Below are 16087 nucleotides of genomic sequence, written 5' to 3' on the forward strand. Positions count from 1 at the left end.
CGTTTGGAAACGAGCCCCGATTCTTCGTCACCTTTCGCAGCGACATATTGACCGACTCAATGGCGTTAGTCGTATAGATCGCCTTGCGGATATCCAGTGGATACGAAAACAGCGGTGTAATTCGTTCCCAGTTGTTCCGCCATGATTTGCCAATTGTCGGATGGCTACCATTCCATTTTCCCTCGAACACTTCAAGGTGATATTCAGCTTCTTCGATGGTCGGAGCAGAGTAAATTGCCTTCAGGTCAGCGGCAACTTCCTTGCGCTGCTTCCAGGAAACATAGTTCAGACTGTGCCGCACCATGTGGACGATACAAAGCTGAACCTGCGTATCCGGGAAAACCGTTTCTATCGCTTCAGGGAATCCTTTCAGGCCATCGACGCAGGCGATGAAGATATCCTTTACGCCCCGATTCTTTAGCTCAGTCACGACCTGCAACCAGAATTTGGCTCCTTCGGTCTCGGCGGTCCACATACCGAGGACCTCTTTCAAGCCATCCATGTTGACGCCGACGGCCAGATAAACGGCCTTATTAATGACTCGGTTATCCTGTCGCACTTTGACGCGTATGGCATCAAGATAAACAATCGGCCAGACTTCATCCAGCGGTCGGTTTTGCCAGAGGGCTATCTCCTCTTGAACAGCCTTGGTCACCTGAGAGACCAGCGTCGGTGAAATATCGACACCGTACATCTCTTCCAAGTGCGCCTGAATATCGCGAGTGGTCATTCCACGAGCGTAGAGCGCAATGATTTTATCATCGAACCCGGTGAAACGACTTTGACCTTTGGGCAGAATTACAGGATCAAAGCTGGAATCACGATCACGGGGAACGGCAATATCAAGCTCGCCGAACTCCCCTTTGATCTTCTTCTGGTAACTGCCGTTGCGAGCGTTACCAGCTTTATTGTTCGAAAGAGCGTTCTTCTCATAACCAAGATGATCGGTCATCTCAGCCTGCATTGCGCGCTCCAGCAGTTGCTTGGTTAGTTGCTTCAGCAGCCCGGTTTCTCCGATGAGATCTTCAGGATTCTTGTAGTCCTTCATCAGGGTATCGAGCAAGTCTTTCGGTATGGTCATTAGTGCCTCCAGTGGTTACGAGTTGTAACCGACTGTGACCATTTACACAAAGTTTTTTACACACTCTAGCTTTCTAGTTAGTGGCCAAAATAGTGGCCAAATCACCTTATCTAACAAACGTCTCTACCTAGCCTGCCTAGCTAGCCCCTATCTATCTTCCTTCACTAGGCAAGCTAGACAGCTCAAAATTGAGCCTCCTAGCTAACTAATTAGTTAGTGGCCAAGCTAGTGGCCAAACCACCTTGTCTAACCAATTTCTCTAACTAGCTTGTCCAGCTAGGGTCTATCTTTCTTCCTTCGCTAGAAAAGCTAGTTAGCTCTAAGTTAAACCTCCCAACCAACTAATAAGTTAGTGGCCAAAATAGTGGCCATATCACCGCAATCAACTAACGTCTCTAGCTAGCTTGTCTAGCTAGATCCTACTTGCCCTTCTTCGCTAGGCAAGCTAAGATGCTCCAAGTTGATCTTCCAAGCTAGTGGCCAAGCTAGTGGCCAAATGAGTAGTCTAGTTGTTTTCTGCATGCTATGCTCTGTTATCATTAACGATAGCAAAAAAGAAAGGAGTTCATTGTGGTCCAAGATGTTCTCTACAACAAAATTCAACAGATGGAGCCAATGTTCCCTACCTCCAAAGGTGAAGAGCTAAGTGATCTTTCTGTTGAGGTAATACGTCAGTCTGCAGCACTAGGGGAAAGACTGCATCCGGTGACCCGCAGGGGAGTTGTAGAGCTTGTGCGTACTATGAACAGCTACTACTCCAACCTAATTGAAGGACACAATACTCACCCTGCAGACATTGAACGGGCCATGGCTCGCGACTATTCCCATGAGCCCGCAAAGCGCGCACTACAAGTGGAGAGTGTTGCCCATATAGACGTACAACGACTAATCGAACAAAAGCTCGTTGAAAATACGAATGAAACTATATGCTCCCATGCGTTTTTATGTTGGATTCACCAAGAATTTTATGAGCGTATCCCTGATGAGTTCAGGGAGGTCGAGGCACCCAGTGGAGAAACCAAAATAGTTATTCCTGGGAAGTTGCGAGAGGACGAGGTCGAAGTTGGTCGACATATTCCCCCTGCCTCAGGAACACTTGTTTCTTTTTTGAAACGTTTCGAGGATTGCTACGGAGATATCAAGCTGGGAGAGATACGAAAGGTAATAGCAGCGGCAGCAGCACATCATCGCCTAGCCTGGATTCACCCCTTTCTGGATGGCAATGGCAGAGTGACGCGGCTTTTTACTCATGCCTATCTAGTCAAAGCACGCATAGATGGGCATGGATTGTGGACTGTGTCGAGGGGGCTTGCACGAAACCGAGCTGCCTATATGGAAGCTTTGGCTGGTGCTGACGAACACCGACGTGGCGACTTGGATGGGAGAGGGAATCTGTCCAACAAAGGCCTACTTGATTTCTGCACATTCTTTCTAAGAACGGCCCTAGACCAGATTACTTTCATGTCAGGACGCTTAGAGCTAGATGGTTTTCTGCGTCGTTTAGATGGGTATGTTGATCGGCAGGTAAGCTTTGGAGAATTGCAGCTGGAAGCAAAATATTTACTACGCGAAGCTTTTTTCCGTGGAGAAGTCCCAAGGGGTGAGGTTGCGCGCATTACTGGCAAACCCGACCGAACTGCACGTCGTATTCTCAAAGATTTACTTGAAAAGAAGCTCCTAACTTCGGATTCGGAAAGAGCTCCTGTTCGTTTAGCATTCCCAACCAAAGTCGCTGGATACTATTTTCCGCAACTCTATCCAGAGGGGGTGGAGATGACGGAAGCATAACCCTCTAGATGACAAGCGATACAAACCGAAAGTATCTAGTCGAAGGAAGTTCTTACCTTGCTAGGGATTCCATAGCTAAGGTACTTTCTTGGGGAGGGGCCAGCCATCTTGGTTTCCGTTGATCCGAACGTGAACTAAACGTGAATCTGACCAGCCATAAGAATGGGGAGCAGAACCAAAACCCTGCTCCCCGAAAAAACATTAAATGCCAACAAAACCTAATAGCAACTAACTACAACTACTACATTGTCTCCATCTTCCAGTTACTGAAAATCCTCGTGTCGGCAGTTCGATTCTGTCTCTGGGCACCAGAGAATTCAAGGGGTTACACTTTATTGTGTGACCCCTTTTTTTCGCTTTGCTAAACCGACCAACCTCACCGGGACATTTTAGTGGTGTCGTTCTGATCATCGTGATCAACTCTCACCTTGATAGCAGATACCGATATTTCCCTTTGTAGCTAAGTTATTAAACGACTTGCTCTCTGACACGGAGATGATATTTTTTGACTTGGTGGCTTGGATGATCCTGTGGTAGGAAAAGATCATGATCAGCTTCTTGGCCATTGGTACCATTCTTGGATTATCTGCAGGGTTCGCTCCGGGGCCATTGCTGGCACTGGTTATCTCTGAAAGCCTCCACCACAATATTCGCTCTGGCGTTAAAGTTGCCCTGTCACCCATAGTGACCGATCTGCCCATTATTTTGGTTGCATTCTTTGTTTTTGCAAAATTATCCGATTTCAATGCTGCGTTGGGAGCTATTTCTCTGGGAGGCGGGTTTTTTCTCTTGTTGACCGGTTACCAGAGCTTAAAAATGGCAGATATCAACTTGGAGACAACAAACACGCGGCCAACGTCTCTTGCCAAAGGGATCTTGACTAACCTTTTGAGTCCGCATCCTTACCTGTTCTGGCTTACTGTTGGCGCGCCAACAATGGTTTCAGCTGTCAACCAGCAGCCGCTTGCAGGGGCTGCTTTTCTCGGTGGTTTTTATGTGTGTCTTGTTGGCTCTAAAGTGATCGTTGCGATCCTTACCGGAAAATCAAAAACCTTCCTGACAGGAAACAGTTATCGCGCTATCATTCGTTGTCTTGGTTTCGTTATCATCATTCTGGCAGGAAAGCTGTTTTATGATGGTCTGAAACTGTTACAAATTCTAGCCTAAAACCGACTTACAGAGGACACAATGAACCATAAAATTACTAAATCTCAACATATTTCCAAGCAGTGCCTGGTGTGCGGAACCGAGAATCAATTCGGGTTGAAAACACGTTTTTTTGAAACCGATGAGAAGGAGGTCATCGCTCTGTTCACACCACGGAACGAACATCAAAGTTATCCCGGTATTGCCCATGGCGGCGTGTCAGCGGCTCTACTGGACGAAGTGATTGGCAGGGCGATCATGGCACATTATGATCAGGATACTTTCGGTGTCACCATCGATTTGCAAGTCAAATATAAAAAGCCCGTTCCCCTTGGAGTTGAATTAAAGGTGATTGGCCGTGTCACTAACGACCGGGGACGCTTGTATGAAGGGACCGGAGAGCTCTATTTACCTGACGGCACCGTTGCCGTTCTGGCACAGGGAAAATACATGAAAAGGACCTTACAGCAAATCACCGATAGTAATTTTATTGAAGAAGAATGGTTTTCTCCCGAAGGTGAACTTCCAGATGAGATAGAACTGTAAGGGGGGATGAGTAAGTGTAAGGAGATACGCCGTATCCCCTTACACAGCGCCAAAATAACCATTTGGGAGGATTTTTTTGGCGAACGGTAATGTATCGCAACTTTCATATATTTGCAATCAGCGATTATTTAAATACAGAATCAACAGACAAAACAACTGTTATCAGGACGTTCACTTGTTCCGGCTTATGGCAACACTTTATTCCAGCGATCAATCGTCTGTTGCTCGAAGAGACCTGCCTGGGCATAAGGATCCCCGGCAGCAAACGTTTCAGCTTCCCCCTTATCTGCTAAGTCAACGATGACAACAGAACCACACATCTCTTCGTTTTCATCCAAAAGAGCTCCAGCAGCAAAAAGTCTGTCACCAAATCCTTTCAAGTATTCCACATGGGCAGGACGATTTTCCAAACGTACAGGTAAATGACCTTTTTTATCGACACTACGTACAACAAAAAGCATGACAGATATTCTCCATTGAAAATAAGTTAACGTATTGATGATCTTCAAATAATCTTTTCAGGATGATTTTATCCCATACTGCTTCATTTTTTCCCACAGATTTTTACGACTGATCCCAAGGATCTCTGCTGCCGCCGTACGATTGCCACTGGTCTTTTTCAAGGCGCGGCGAATACATAGCTTTTCTGCGACAGCGACAGCTGCCGCAAGGTTGATCTCTCCGGTTTCCGTCGATTGCCCTTCGCCTCCACGAATTTCAACGGGTAAATCCCAGAGCTGAATGTGAGGAGCTGGAGCCAGTACCGTTAAACGCTCCAGAATATTTTTCAGTTCGCGGACGTTTCCAGGGAAGGGATAGCCATTTAATGCTGCAGCAGCTTCAGTGGAAAGGGTGAACGTCAAGCCTCGTTCCCGCCCAAACTGTTGCAGAAAATAACGACTCAATGCAGGGATATCTTCGCGTCTGTCCCGTAACGATGGCACTGTAACGGGAATCACTTGCAGGCGATAATAGAGGTCTTCCCGAAAGGTCCCTTTTTTGATTTCTTCGCTCAAATTTCTAGCGGTGGCACAGAGAACCCGAACATTAATCGGAATCGGTGCGTTGCCCCCAACCCGCTCAATCTCTTGCTCTTGTAGCACGCGTAATAATTTCACCTGCAAATTAAGAGGCATTTCGCCGATTTCATCGAGGAGGATCGTCCCCTGATCGGCCAATTCAAACTTACCCAGCGTTGTTTGCTCCGCGCCAGTGAAGGCCCCTTTTTCATGTCCGAACAGCTCTGATTCCAGCAGTTCTCCCGGAATCGCCGCACAGTTGACTCGAATATAAGGTTTATCAGCACGACGACTTTCGTAGTGAATAGCGGCAGCGACCAGTTCTTTTCCGGTGCCGCTTTCTCCTTGAATCAAAGCCGTGGAATCCGTTTGCGTGATCTGGCTGATCAGATTGAGTAACTGCTGCATCGGCGCACTGGATCCGATCAATGGTTGCCGTTGACCACAACAATTCTCCAGAGAAACACAACGGATCTTGATGGCCTGAATATTCAACAACCGTTGCACCCGGAAGGTGAGATCATCCAGATCAAAAGGCTTCAGAATGTAATCTGCCGCGCCTTGCTTCAAACAATTGACGGCACTTTCGGTATTGCCGTAGGCCGTCATCAGGACAACTTCTGTTCGCGGAGCACATTGTTTCACTTCTAAAAGCAGCTTTTCGCCATCCAAACCCGGCATGCGGATATCGGACAGAACCAGATCGTAACTCCCCTTCTGGATGCACTCTAAAGCATCAGTCCCATTTGTCGCCGCATCGACATGCCAGCCTTGATGGCGGAGATGGTCCACCACGGTGATCCGCATGATTTCTTCATCTTCCGCGACCAGAATTCGGGTGTTCATTCATCCCCCTTCAACAAAGAATGCCCTGCTACAGGAATCTGCAAAGTAAAGCAGGCGCCACCGGCGGGTCTGTTTTTTACTGCTATCGAGCCACCCAACTGGTTGATTAAAGCCGCGGAGACCGAGAGTCCAAGACCCGTTCCATCGCCAACCTGCTTGGTCGTAAAAAAGGGCTCAAAAATTTTATCCAGATACTCTGGCTTGATCCCTGGTCCCGTGTCGGACAGTTCGATAAAAATCTTCTCGTCATCCAAGTGACTGCTGACCCTTATTTCCCCTTCGTGCGCACCAATCGCCTGGACAGCGTTTCCGGCGAGATTCATAATGACTTGTCGTAACGATTCTATCCCTGTTGTCACCAGCTGATTGATGCCAAGATCCAGGTTGGTTTGAATATTTTTGTGCCCGACACAAGATAACTCCAGACAATCGCGGATAACTTGATCCACATCACCTTTACTGACCTCCAGAGGCTCTTTTCTGCCAATATTTAATAGTTTCTGAACGATCCCTTTGATTTTTTCCGTTCCCTGACCGAGCATTGCCATATAGCGAACTTGCAATTCGGGCCGATCCATATTCCGCTGCATGGTCTGGATACAATTCTGCATCCCCCCTAAGGGGTTGTTAATTTCATGTGCAATACCGGCAACCAAGCGTCCAAGTGCTGCCTGTTTTTCGCTTTGGAAAACCTGCTCACGACTGACATCAAGGTCCTTCTGCGACGTTTCTAGACGGTTGCACAGTCGCTGGAAGTGCTGACTTAGCACCCCGATCTCATCATTGCGCTCAGCCACAGTAGGAAAGGATTGCTGCGGATATCCATCCATCGCTGCGGCAAGCAGTGACAATCGCTTAGCAACCAGAAAATTAAACAACAGGTAGATACTCAACGAGACGATGACAATGGTCGCTAGGGCAATCCAAAGTAACATCCGGTTATTCCCCTTAATTTCTGCGTATGCCCAATCCATTGGCACGGTAACATTCATCCCTCCACGGATATCCCCGAGGGCGTAACCCTGTTGATCATGGCAGACCAGACATTGGGAATCGACGATCAATGGTGCCATATAGCGGAGTCTGTAGCTTCCCCCAAGCTGCTCAATTTCTACGGCTTCAGGGAGCCCCTGTGCAAATTTAAGTAAGCTACGGCGTTCAAAAGCATCGGGAGCATTTACCGGGTTCATTGGTTGTAAGCTGGTCACATTAAACTGTCCCATCCCCTCTTTCGCTGCATACAAGGAGAGTTCCCGGGTCACCATCGCCGGGTTGCGCTTCACCAGCCAGTGCCCCTGATCATCTTGAATTTCGCCATCCTCAAGAAAGGGATTACTTTCAACGCCAGAAGTCTTAACCAGAAAGAGGCCATTGTGATCGGAGACCCATTGGCGCGTCAGACGGATCTGGTTGAAAAGCATTTTGGCTTGCCGGGTGGCTTGTTGGACAACGAGCTCTTCCTGGAAGCTGGATGTGCGATAGAACGTGATCCCGTAAGAGATACAGATCACCAGACTGATCAACAGGATAAGCTTGGTTTTTAACTGCATAGAAAAGAGACCCCCTTGATCGTGAGAGGAGCAACCGCTGCTACCGGACGGTAACACACAGAGTGCCACAAAAGCTACCGGATGGTAACGAAAATAACATTCTATCTTTTATATATTGCTGAAATATAGAGTTTTTATTTACGGCACACCCATTGCAAAACAATATCGATGGTGAGCTTGTTATTGAGCTTTATTATGATTTAATTATTACAATTGATTATTGATGATGAAATTATTCTCAACATGGAAAGGATAACAGACTGCCACTCAAGTAAGGAGGTGATTGAATGTCAAGTAGACAGACCCCAAGGATATCCACGGCGAAAAAGATGTGGATGCTAGGAGCCGTTTTTGGTGTTGTCGGTGCAATGGTTTTGGTTCTGGCATCGGGCTTTATGGTCGAATCAACCAACACTGATGAATTCTGCTCAAAATGCCACGTTATGGAGCCCTTCAGGACCGCCTGGCAAGCATCCGTTCACGGGGGCAAAAATCCACAAGGGTTTACAGCACAATGCGTTGATTGTCATCTGCCACATAGCGGCTTCGTGAATTACTTAGTCACCAAGGCAATAACCGGAACAAGTGATATCTATCACAATTTCTTCATTGATGGGAAAAGTTTCGATTGGGCTGCAAATGCCGAAGAAAATCGTCTCAAGTTTACCTTTGACAGTGCCTGTCACCGCTGTCATCACAATCTGACGCCACCAGGCATATCAAGTGGTGGTTTGATCGCTCACCGATCCTATTTAAGAGGTGAAGCAAACAAGATGTGCGCTGAATGTCATATGCACGTAGGTCACAAAGATATGTTGCAGACGGTCGAAAAATTTTATGCAGCGGAAAAATAATTGAGAGAGAAGGAGGTTTAAGATGAAACACATTTATGGAAAGATTGGATTGATCACCCTTGCTGGCCTGCTGGTCTGGGCCGGGATGGCCATCGCCGCTGACACCCCCAATCTGGCACCACGGAAAATCGAGATCCAGCGTGGCTACACTGAAGAAGCAGCAAAATGTATTGAATGTCATGCCGAAAAAACTCCCGGAATTTATGAAGACTGGAAGGTCGGCAGAATGGCCAATGCTGGCGTCTCCTGTTACGATTGCCACAATGTTGAGTCTAACTCACCGATGGCCGGTCAGTGCTCAGGATTGAAGGGGACCAAAATATTTATTTCGCCGATGGTCTCAGCAAAAACTTGTTCTCGCTGTCATCCGAGCGAAGTTGATGAATTTATGAAGAGTGGTCATGCTGATCTGTCCAGAGCTGCTGTTTATGATAAAAATAAATCTGGTGGGGGACTGGTCAAACTACAGGAACATTATGAAGGTGCGGCTTTTCTTGGTGTTGAAGACGGCTCTCTGACTAATCAGGCCGCTCGTACTTCTGGTTGTAAGGTGTGTCATGGTTCAGTTGTTGAACTTGGCCCCGACAACAAACCCATTAATAACACCTGGCCCGGCGGTGTCGGTACCCTCTACCCAGATGGTTCCGTCGGCACCTGTACTGTTTGCCACACCCGCCATGCTTTCTCTGTTGCCGAAGCGCGTAAGCCGGAAGCCTGTGCCAGCTGTCATCTTGGTCCAGATCATCCCCATATCGAAATTTATCATGAATCGAAGCACGGCCAGATCTTTTTGACCGAAGGTGAAGAGTGGACATGGGACAGTGCCTCTGGAACCTGGCAGCCCGGCGATTATCGCGCCCCAACTTGTGCCACCTGCCATATGTCTGGTATTGGTGAATTGCAGACGACCCACAACGTCAACGAACGCCTCAAGTGGGACCTGGTCCACCAGCGCAGTGAGATTCGTACCGGCGTCCGTGGGGACGGAGTCAAAGGGGACAAGTTGATGCGTAAAGTCTGTATCAATTGTCATGGTCCATCTCATATCGATGAGACCAGACAAACCCTGGATAGTGCTGTTGCCCTGTATAATGTCTACTGGGATGAAGCGGTGAAAATGAAGACCGAACTGGCCGCCAAGGGTCTGCTTGGTGACGATCCATGGAGTGACGGATTCCAAGAGCTGATGTACTTCCTCTGGCACCACACCGGCCGTCGTGCCCGTCATGGTACCGCGATGTTTGGTCCTGACTACGCCCATTGGCATGGTTTCTTCCAGGTATTCCAAGTCGTTAAAGATATGCAAGGTATCTATAATTGGCGCCTCGAAAACAATAAGATTGAAGATTTGAGCACGGTTATGAGCACTGGACCGATTTAACAATCATCTCTTCTTAAGACGCACAAAAGCCCCTGTCGCAAGATAGGGGCTTTTAATCTTTATTCCAGCAAATAAAAGGGTTAGATCATGAAGAGATTGTTGATTATTTTTCTGCTGTTGTCTGTTGCTACTACCTGCTTTGCCCTGACAGAGAGCTTCGGGCCTAAGTATGATGAGATTGTCATATTTTTCCAAGGGGATGATGAACCAGGCGCTCTCGATGCGATGTGGGAATCTAAATCATTGTTGAAAATTGGTGTGTTCGATAACAGTACCGGTTATGACTCCTACGCAGAGCATGCTTGTGAGATCATCAAAGAGAAAGAGATTGTAGATAAAAATATCACGATTCAGATTATCGATATCAAAAAACTTGCACAGCATGAGGAGTGGGTTGTTCTAGGAAGTGCTCAGTGTCAGTAGGCTGTGAGGTCCTGATTAACGGGTTCGATGCTGTCTACAATGAGTTTTTCTTGAAAATTTTTCCAGCGGATTTCGTAGTTGTCGAACCGCACTCCATATTCTTGTGAATCTTCGGTTCCACGGCGGTAGGCAGGTCGCGGGTCAAGACCCAGGACTTCCCGAATCATCAACTCTAACCTTGGAGCCTCGCTTAAATATTGCTGCAATTGCTGTCTGGCAACCTCGGTAAATTCCACCTTCAAAGTCGCTTGCGGAGTCTTTTCGGCGAAACCTCCCTGGGCTTCCGGGATACTGTCGCTGTAAGGGATGTAGGGTTTGATATCGAGGATCGGGGTTTCATCGATTAAGTCTGCCCCTTCCACGAGTAGAGAGACATTTCCTTTATCAACATGGATATCCAGCAATTTAACCGCTGATAGGCCGACCGGATTTGGTCGAAAAGGGGATCTGGAGGCGTAAACCCCAACTCGTTGCTTGCCTCCCAGGCGAGGAGGACGAACGGTTGGTTGCCAACCTTTTTGCCAGTTCTGATGAAACAGAAAGATGAGCCAGAGGTGGCTAAAACCCTCCAAACCACGGATGGCTTCCGGCGTCGCAAAGCCGGGATGAAAATCAATTTGAGCGTGAACAGAAGGGACCAATCCCGGTTGTCGCGGCGTCGCAAATTTTTCTTTAAATGGAGTATGGATAAGTGCGATTGGTTCCAATGGATAATTTATCATAGCTTACCGTTTATTCGACGGGCTGTTGTTTAAGGGAGCGACCACCTCGGCTGCTCAACCAGACACCGTAAAACACCAATCCACAGGCAAACCACTGCGATAAATTCAACTTATCCCCTAGGATCAGCATTCCCAAAATGACGCCGAACACCGGAATCAAGTTAACATATCCAGCAGCACGGCTGGCAGGAATCCGACTGACGCCATAATTATAACAACCATAGGCGCCGAAAGTGATCATCGTGCCTAGGTAGAGAACTGCCAAAGCTGGGGCGAAATCCCAGCTCGCGGGCCAACCAACTCCAGGGAGGAGCAGAAAGGGAAAAAAGAACAGGCTGCCGACAAACGCTTGTAGTGCGGTGATAAACAGGGGTGGATAATTGCTCGACAAACGTTTCAGAGAAACTGTATATGCCGCAGCAAAGGCCATCGCCAGAAATTCATAAAAGTTCCCCAATAACGGGTTCGGTGCATTTGTACTGGCTTCACTGGCCAGGCTCAACCAACAAGCACCGAGAATTGCCAGACAAAAACCTGCCAACGTTTGTTTCCCTATATTTTCCTTTAACCAACTCCAAGCGAGAATTGCCACCATTAATGGCAGCATGGCTGTGATCATCCCCGCCTGCGATGCGCTGGTCAACTCTAATGCTTTGGCCTCAAATATAAAATACAGACAGGGTTCGCAGATCACCATAACCAAGAGATATTTAATATCCTGACGCCGCCAGTTGATCTTCCGGAAAGAGGGGAGGAAGGCAACAAAACAGAGGCTGGCAATAAACATCCGCCCAAAAATCACCTGCATCGGGTGATAACCCTGAAAGGCAATCTTCAGGGCAACAAAGGAACTGGACCAGAGCAGCATCGCCATAATCAGGCTGATCGATGGCAGTAGATTGTAAGTTTTGTCGGTCAAAAGGGGGCTCCATAAGTAAAAATGGAACCCAAGATAAGCTGACGGGAATTTAGATGCTAGAAAAATCGAAATGCACCCCGAGTATTTAAATGAGCCCCTTGACTAGAAATAAATCAAGGGGGCAAATACCATAACCAACAGAATTCCTCTGGATTTAATTTTTTTCATTGGGGTAACGATACAGGAACAGGATACAGATGGATGTAAGTCGGGATACAATTGGAGAAAATACTTTAGGAGAAAGAGGCAGGAGGAAGTTTAAGTCTACGGGGAAATAAAATTTAAAATTGTTCTCGAAGAGCATCCAGATTGGAAAGCAGAAGTGAACGATAAGCCGTTTTCACCAGCCCGGCCCGTTTCATTGTAGCAAGCTCTTCTGCGACAGATTCTCGGGTTGCACCAACAAGAAAAGCAATATCTTTTTGAGTTATTGAGAGCTTTATTTGACCGTTTTTATCCGCAGATCCATATTTTTCAGCAAGGTGCAGTAACGTTCCACGAAGACGCTCGGCGACCGTCTTAAAAGCCAGATCTTGCAAGCGTGTTTCCAGTTCACGCAAGCGAAAACCAATCAGCTTCATCATTTTAAAGGTTATGATCGGGTGTTCTCCAAGAAACTTTTGGAATTTATCCTGGGGGAAAACACAGACAAGCGTATCTTCGGTTGCTTCTGCAAAATGAGATCGATGTTGTTCATCAGTGATGGCGAGTTCCCCAAATATTTCACCAGGTCCCAGCACGCTGAGGGTAATTTCATTTCCATCTTTATTGACTTTTCCCAGACGTACTTTTCCTTTTTTGACCAGATAGATTTTGTCGCTCAACTCATCTGATAAATAAAATTGATGTTTACGCTGGCACTCGACCATTCTGCTAATATCTGCGAGGGTTTGCATTTCTGACTCATTCAGACCTGAAAATACACCGCCAGATTTTTTTATATACCAGAGTTTTTGATCCATTGGCCCTCCATCTCATTTCCTGTTTGTTAAGCATACCAATATCCGGCTGGAACTGTCGCAAAAAAATCTTTTTCTGTTCTTCGCAAAACAATGGCTTAATTGTAACCTAGCTTATAGTGGTAGCATGTTACTTCTGATTTACTACCTGTATATCGCTTCGATTTTAGGTTGAAAGGGAAAGAAACCATGCGTGCTACCTGCAACTTTTTTTTCATCATGAGCTTTCTGCTGCTGCCAGCAATTGTTTTTGCCGCTCCAAAGGCTGAACTCTGGCAACGTTGGCAAACGAATGATCCCCAGAGCCGTACCCATATTGATCATGCCGTTTGGGCGAATTTTTTGGACCAGTATCTGGTGGTCGGAACAGCGGAATCTACAAACCTGGTCCGCTATGCAGAGGTCAAACCTGACGACAAGTCTGCCCTTACACAATATATCGCCAGCTTAACCGCCTTACCGATATCCAGATTGAACCGTGCTGAGCAAAAGGCACTATGGGTTAACCTTTATAATTCTTTGACTGTTCTCACTATTCTCGAACATTACCCAATAAAGAGCATCAGAAAAATAAGCTCAGGTTGGTTCAGCTCTGGTCCCTGGGATTTGAAACTTATTAAAGTGGAAGGGATAGAACTGTCTCTCAACGATATTGAACATCGTATCTTGCGCCCTATTTGGCAGGACAACCGCGTTCATTATGCCGTGAATTGTGCCAGTCTGGGGTGTCCGAACCTGCAAGCAGAGCCTTTTACTGCAGCCAACATGGAGCGCTTGCTGGATAAAGCGGCTCAGGATTATATCAATAGCCTGCGAGGAGTGAACTTTACTGAAGAAACATTGCAGCTTTCAAGTATCTACGATTGGTTCCTGGTTGATTTTGGAGGCTCAAAAGAAGCTCTATTTTCTCACCTGGAACAGTTTGCGACACCGGTACTGGCGAGTAAACTCAAAACCTATCGAGGAACAATTTCGTATCAGTACAATTGGGATTTGAATGAACAACGCTCTTCATTTTAAGAGAGGGTCCACTCTGAAGCGAAGGCGTGAGTTTTCAATGGAGCATTACCTTGCGATTGTTGCCGATCCCTAAAGCTAAAAGTGCTGGAACTGCAGATGGATGGTTTTTGTTGCTCAACCCTGAAGAAGATTAGATCCCCTGCAGTTGGTAGCGGTTGAACTATCCAGCTAAACGGGCTCAACAAAGGAAAAGTTACGTTGTGGAATACCGATGACAATGAAATCTCTGCTATATTGAAATTTACGGGGGACCACCATGAAGACATTGACTGTCCATAAAGTCATCTTTAGAACTGATGAGCTGTTTGAGTTGCAGCTTGAACGCGAGACGATCCAGTTTGAACCTGGTTCTTGTCTGGCGCTATTCAACGATGATGAATCACGTCCCTACAGTATTGCTTCTGGAACTGGGGAAGACAAATTGCGATTTCTGCTCCGGCAGGTTGTCGATGGCACCGTGAGTCAGTGGTTGGCACTGCGAAAACCGGGAGATAAGGTGCAGGTCAGTGCCCCTTTTGGTTGGTTTCGTCCTGGCGCAGCCATCGGTTCACGCTCAGTATTCATCGCAACCGGGACTGGAATCGCACCATTTTTAAGTTACTTTCGGAGTCACTCCCTAGCCCCACCTGAATGTTGTCTTTACGGTGTGCGTCGATGCGTCGAGGCTTTCAACCTTGAGGAACTTCAGCGGGTTAAAAATTTTTCGCTGGCTTTATCTCAGGAACAAACCGACGACCACTTTTATGGGCGAGTGACTGGACTCTTGGAGCAGATACCCCTTGCCGATGATATTCATTACTATCTTTGCGGGCTCGATGCGATGATTGCTGAGACCAGTGTCTGGCTGGAAAATCATGGTGTCGCCTACACACAAATTCACCGGGAGATCTTTTTTTATGAAGATGAACAACACTGATCAGTGGCTCTATACCAGTCAGAACGAATCGCGGGGGTACATCCAGCCACAAAGCCTTGATGAACTCTGGTTTCATACCGGGACTAACTGTAATCTGCGTTGTCCATTCTGCCTCGAAGGGTCAAAGCCCGGTGATAATCGTATCGAATTTCTCACTTTGACTGAGAGTCAGAAATTTATTGATGAAGCGCTGCTTCTTGGAGTCAAAAAGTTCTCCTTTACCGGCGGTGAACCCTTTGTCAATCCGGAATTTATTTCGATCCTTACCGCCGCTTTGGCGCACCGCCCCTGTCTGGTGTTGACGAATGCCACTGAGCCACTGATGAATCAGATGGGCGCGATTCTGCCATTATTAAAACAGCCAAACCCATTAAGTTTTCGGGTCAGTCTCGATCATCCCGATCCGATCAAACACGATGAATCACGCGGTAAAGGGAATTTTCGCAAAGCCCTTGATACTCTGGGGCGCCTCTATCAGGCAGGATTTGGGGTCTCAATCGCTCGGCATATGCTTCCCGGTGAGGACAGCGCTGCAGTTGATCAAGCCTATGCTCCCTACTTTGAAACGGCAGGGGTGCCTGCCGATTTAACCATCATCAAGTTTCCGGAATTTCATCTCCCCGGTTCACTGCCGCAGGTCACAGAAATCACCGAGGGCTGTATGACCCGCTATTTAAGCGCCGAACGCCGTGCCGCATTTATGTGTAACTTCAGCAAGATGATTGTGAAAATAAATGGTCAATGCGGGGTTTACGCCTGCACCCTGGTTGATGATGTTGCTGCCTATGATCTCGGCGACACTTTACACAAAGCGATGCAGCAACGTGTCATGTTGGGGCATCACCGTTGCTACTCCTGTTTTGCTGGCGGGGCCAGTTGCTCTGAGGGGGTAGAAAAAAAATAACAGCCATTACTCC

Annotated in this window: 16 protein-coding genes; 9 read left to right on the plus strand and 7 right to left on the minus strand. The window is 47.2% G+C overall.

Features of this window, described 5'->3' with window-relative positions:
• The coding region (locus tag BLU87_RS14355) for an IS256 family transposase (RefSeq protein WP_092350052.1) at positions 1-1081 on the minus strand (1081 nt) is incomplete at its 3' end.
• A 570-nt stretch (positions 1082-1651) separates the two neighbouring features.
• Here BLU87_RS14355 and BLU87_RS14360 point away from each other — a divergent pair.
• From BLU87_RS14360 to BLU87_RS14370, 3 genes are all read left to right on the plus strand, one after another.
• Entirely contained in the window at positions 1652-2869 is a 1218-nt protein-coding gene (locus BLU87_RS14360; protein ID WP_245706595.1) for a Fic family protein, read from the plus strand.
• 546 nt (positions 2870-3415) lie between these two features.
• Complete coding sequence (locus BLU87_RS14365) at positions 3416-4036, plus strand: LysE family translocator (RefSeq protein ID WP_092350054.1); 621 nt, start codon at positions 3416-3418, stop codon at positions 4034-4036.
• Between the two features lie 21 nt (positions 4037-4057).
• Positions 4058-4561, plus strand: a complete 504-nt coding sequence (locus BLU87_RS14370; RefSeq protein ID WP_092350056.1) for a PaaI family thioesterase — start codon at positions 4058-4060, stop codon at positions 4559-4561.
• A gap of 185 nt (positions 4562-4746) precedes the next feature.
• On the opposite strand, the gene BLU87_RS14375 is transcribed toward BLU87_RS14370, so the two are convergent.
• Genes BLU87_RS14375 through BLU87_RS14385 form a run of 3 tightly spaced genes read right to left on the minus strand, consistent with a single transcriptional unit; the run spans position 4747 to position 7976 of the window.
• Positions 4747-5022 carry a YciI family protein gene (locus BLU87_RS14375; protein ID WP_092350058.1) on the minus strand — a complete coding sequence of 92 codons (276 nt, stop codon included), beginning with the start codon at positions 5020-5022 and terminating at the stop codon, positions 4747-4749.
• Between the two features lie 57 nt (positions 5023-5079).
• Complete coding sequence (locus tag BLU87_RS14380) at positions 5080-6426, minus strand: sigma-54-dependent transcriptional regulator (RefSeq protein ID WP_092350060.1); 1347 nt, start codon at positions 6424-6426, stop codon at positions 5080-5082.
• Positions 6423-7976, minus strand: coding sequence for an ATP-binding protein (locus BLU87_RS14385; RefSeq protein WP_092350061.1), 1554 nt, complete (start codon positions 7974-7976; stop codon positions 6423-6425). Before BLU87_RS14385 ends, BLU87_RS14380 begins: the two co-directional genes overlap by 4 nt.
• Before the next feature lie 287 nt (positions 7977-8263).
• On the opposite strand from BLU87_RS14385, the gene BLU87_RS14390 reads away from it, so the two are divergent.
• From BLU87_RS14390 to BLU87_RS14400, 3 genes are all read left to right on the plus strand, one after another.
• The gene (locus BLU87_RS14390; RefSeq protein ID WP_092350063.1) at positions 8264-8830 is read left to right on the plus strand and encodes a cytochrome c3 family protein; all 567 of its coding nucleotides are present in this window, start codon (positions 8264-8266) and stop codon (positions 8828-8830) included.
• 22 nt (positions 8831-8852) lie between these two features.
• Positions 8853-10211: a multiheme c-type cytochrome gene (locus BLU87_RS14395; RefSeq protein WP_092350066.1), complete on the plus strand. Its 1359-nt coding sequence runs from the start codon at positions 8853-8855 to the stop codon at positions 10209-10211.
• Positions 10212-10298: 87 nt separating this feature from the next.
• Positions 10299-10634: a hypothetical protein gene (locus tag BLU87_RS14400; RefSeq protein WP_092350068.1), complete on the plus strand. Its 336-nt coding sequence runs from the start codon at positions 10299-10301 to the stop codon at positions 10632-10634.
• Here BLU87_RS14400 and tsaA read toward each other — a convergent pair.
• The 3 genes from tsaA to BLU87_RS14415 all read right to left on the minus strand — a co-directional run bounded on the left by tsaA (position 10628) and on the right by BLU87_RS14415 (position 13237).
• Positions 10628-11353: a tRNA (N6-threonylcarbamoyladenosine(37)-N6)-methyltransferase TrmO gene (tsaA, locus tag BLU87_RS14405; RefSeq protein ID WP_092350304.1), complete on the minus strand. Its 726-nt coding sequence runs from the start codon at positions 11351-11353 to the stop codon at positions 10628-10630. The two genes, BLU87_RS14400 and tsaA, sit on opposite strands and share 7 nt — an antisense overlap.
• A gap of 13 nt (positions 11354-11366) precedes the next feature.
• Positions 11367-12275, minus strand: a complete 909-nt coding sequence (locus BLU87_RS14410; protein ID WP_245706597.1) for a DMT family transporter — start codon at positions 12273-12275, stop codon at positions 11367-11369.
• Between the two features lie 281 nt (positions 12276-12556).
• The gene (locus tag BLU87_RS14415) at positions 12557-13237 is read right to left on the minus strand and encodes a Crp/Fnr family transcriptional regulator (protein WP_092350070.1); all 681 of its coding nucleotides are present in this window, start codon (positions 13235-13237) and stop codon (positions 12557-12559) included.
• 186 nt (positions 13238-13423) lie between these two features.
• On the opposite strand from BLU87_RS14415, the gene BLU87_RS14420 reads away from it, so the two are divergent.
• The 3 genes from BLU87_RS14420 to BLU87_RS14430 all read left to right on the plus strand — a co-directional run bounded on the left by BLU87_RS14420 (position 13424) and on the right by BLU87_RS14430 (position 16074).
• Positions 13424-14254, plus strand: coding sequence for a DUF547 domain-containing protein (locus BLU87_RS14420; protein ID WP_217637527.1), 831 nt, complete (start codon positions 13424-13426; stop codon positions 14252-14254).
• A gap of 256 nt (positions 14255-14510) precedes the next feature.
• On the plus strand, positions 14511-15170 hold the full coding sequence (locus BLU87_RS14425) for a ferredoxin--NADP reductase (RefSeq protein WP_092350072.1): 660 nt from the start codon (positions 14511-14513) through the stop codon (positions 15168-15170).
• Positions 15151-16074: a radical SAM protein gene (locus BLU87_RS14430; protein WP_092350074.1), complete on the plus strand. Its 924-nt coding sequence runs from the start codon at positions 15151-15153 to the stop codon at positions 16072-16074. The genes BLU87_RS14425 and BLU87_RS14430 overlap by 20 nt, the downstream gene beginning before the upstream one ends.
• Positions 16075-16087: the final 13 nt, after the last annotated feature.

This window comes from Desulfuromusa kysingii (genome assembly GCF_900107645.1).
Classification (GTDB): Bacteria; Desulfobacterota; Desulfuromonadia; order Desulfuromonadales; family Geopsychrobacteraceae; genus Desulfuromusa; species Desulfuromusa kysingii.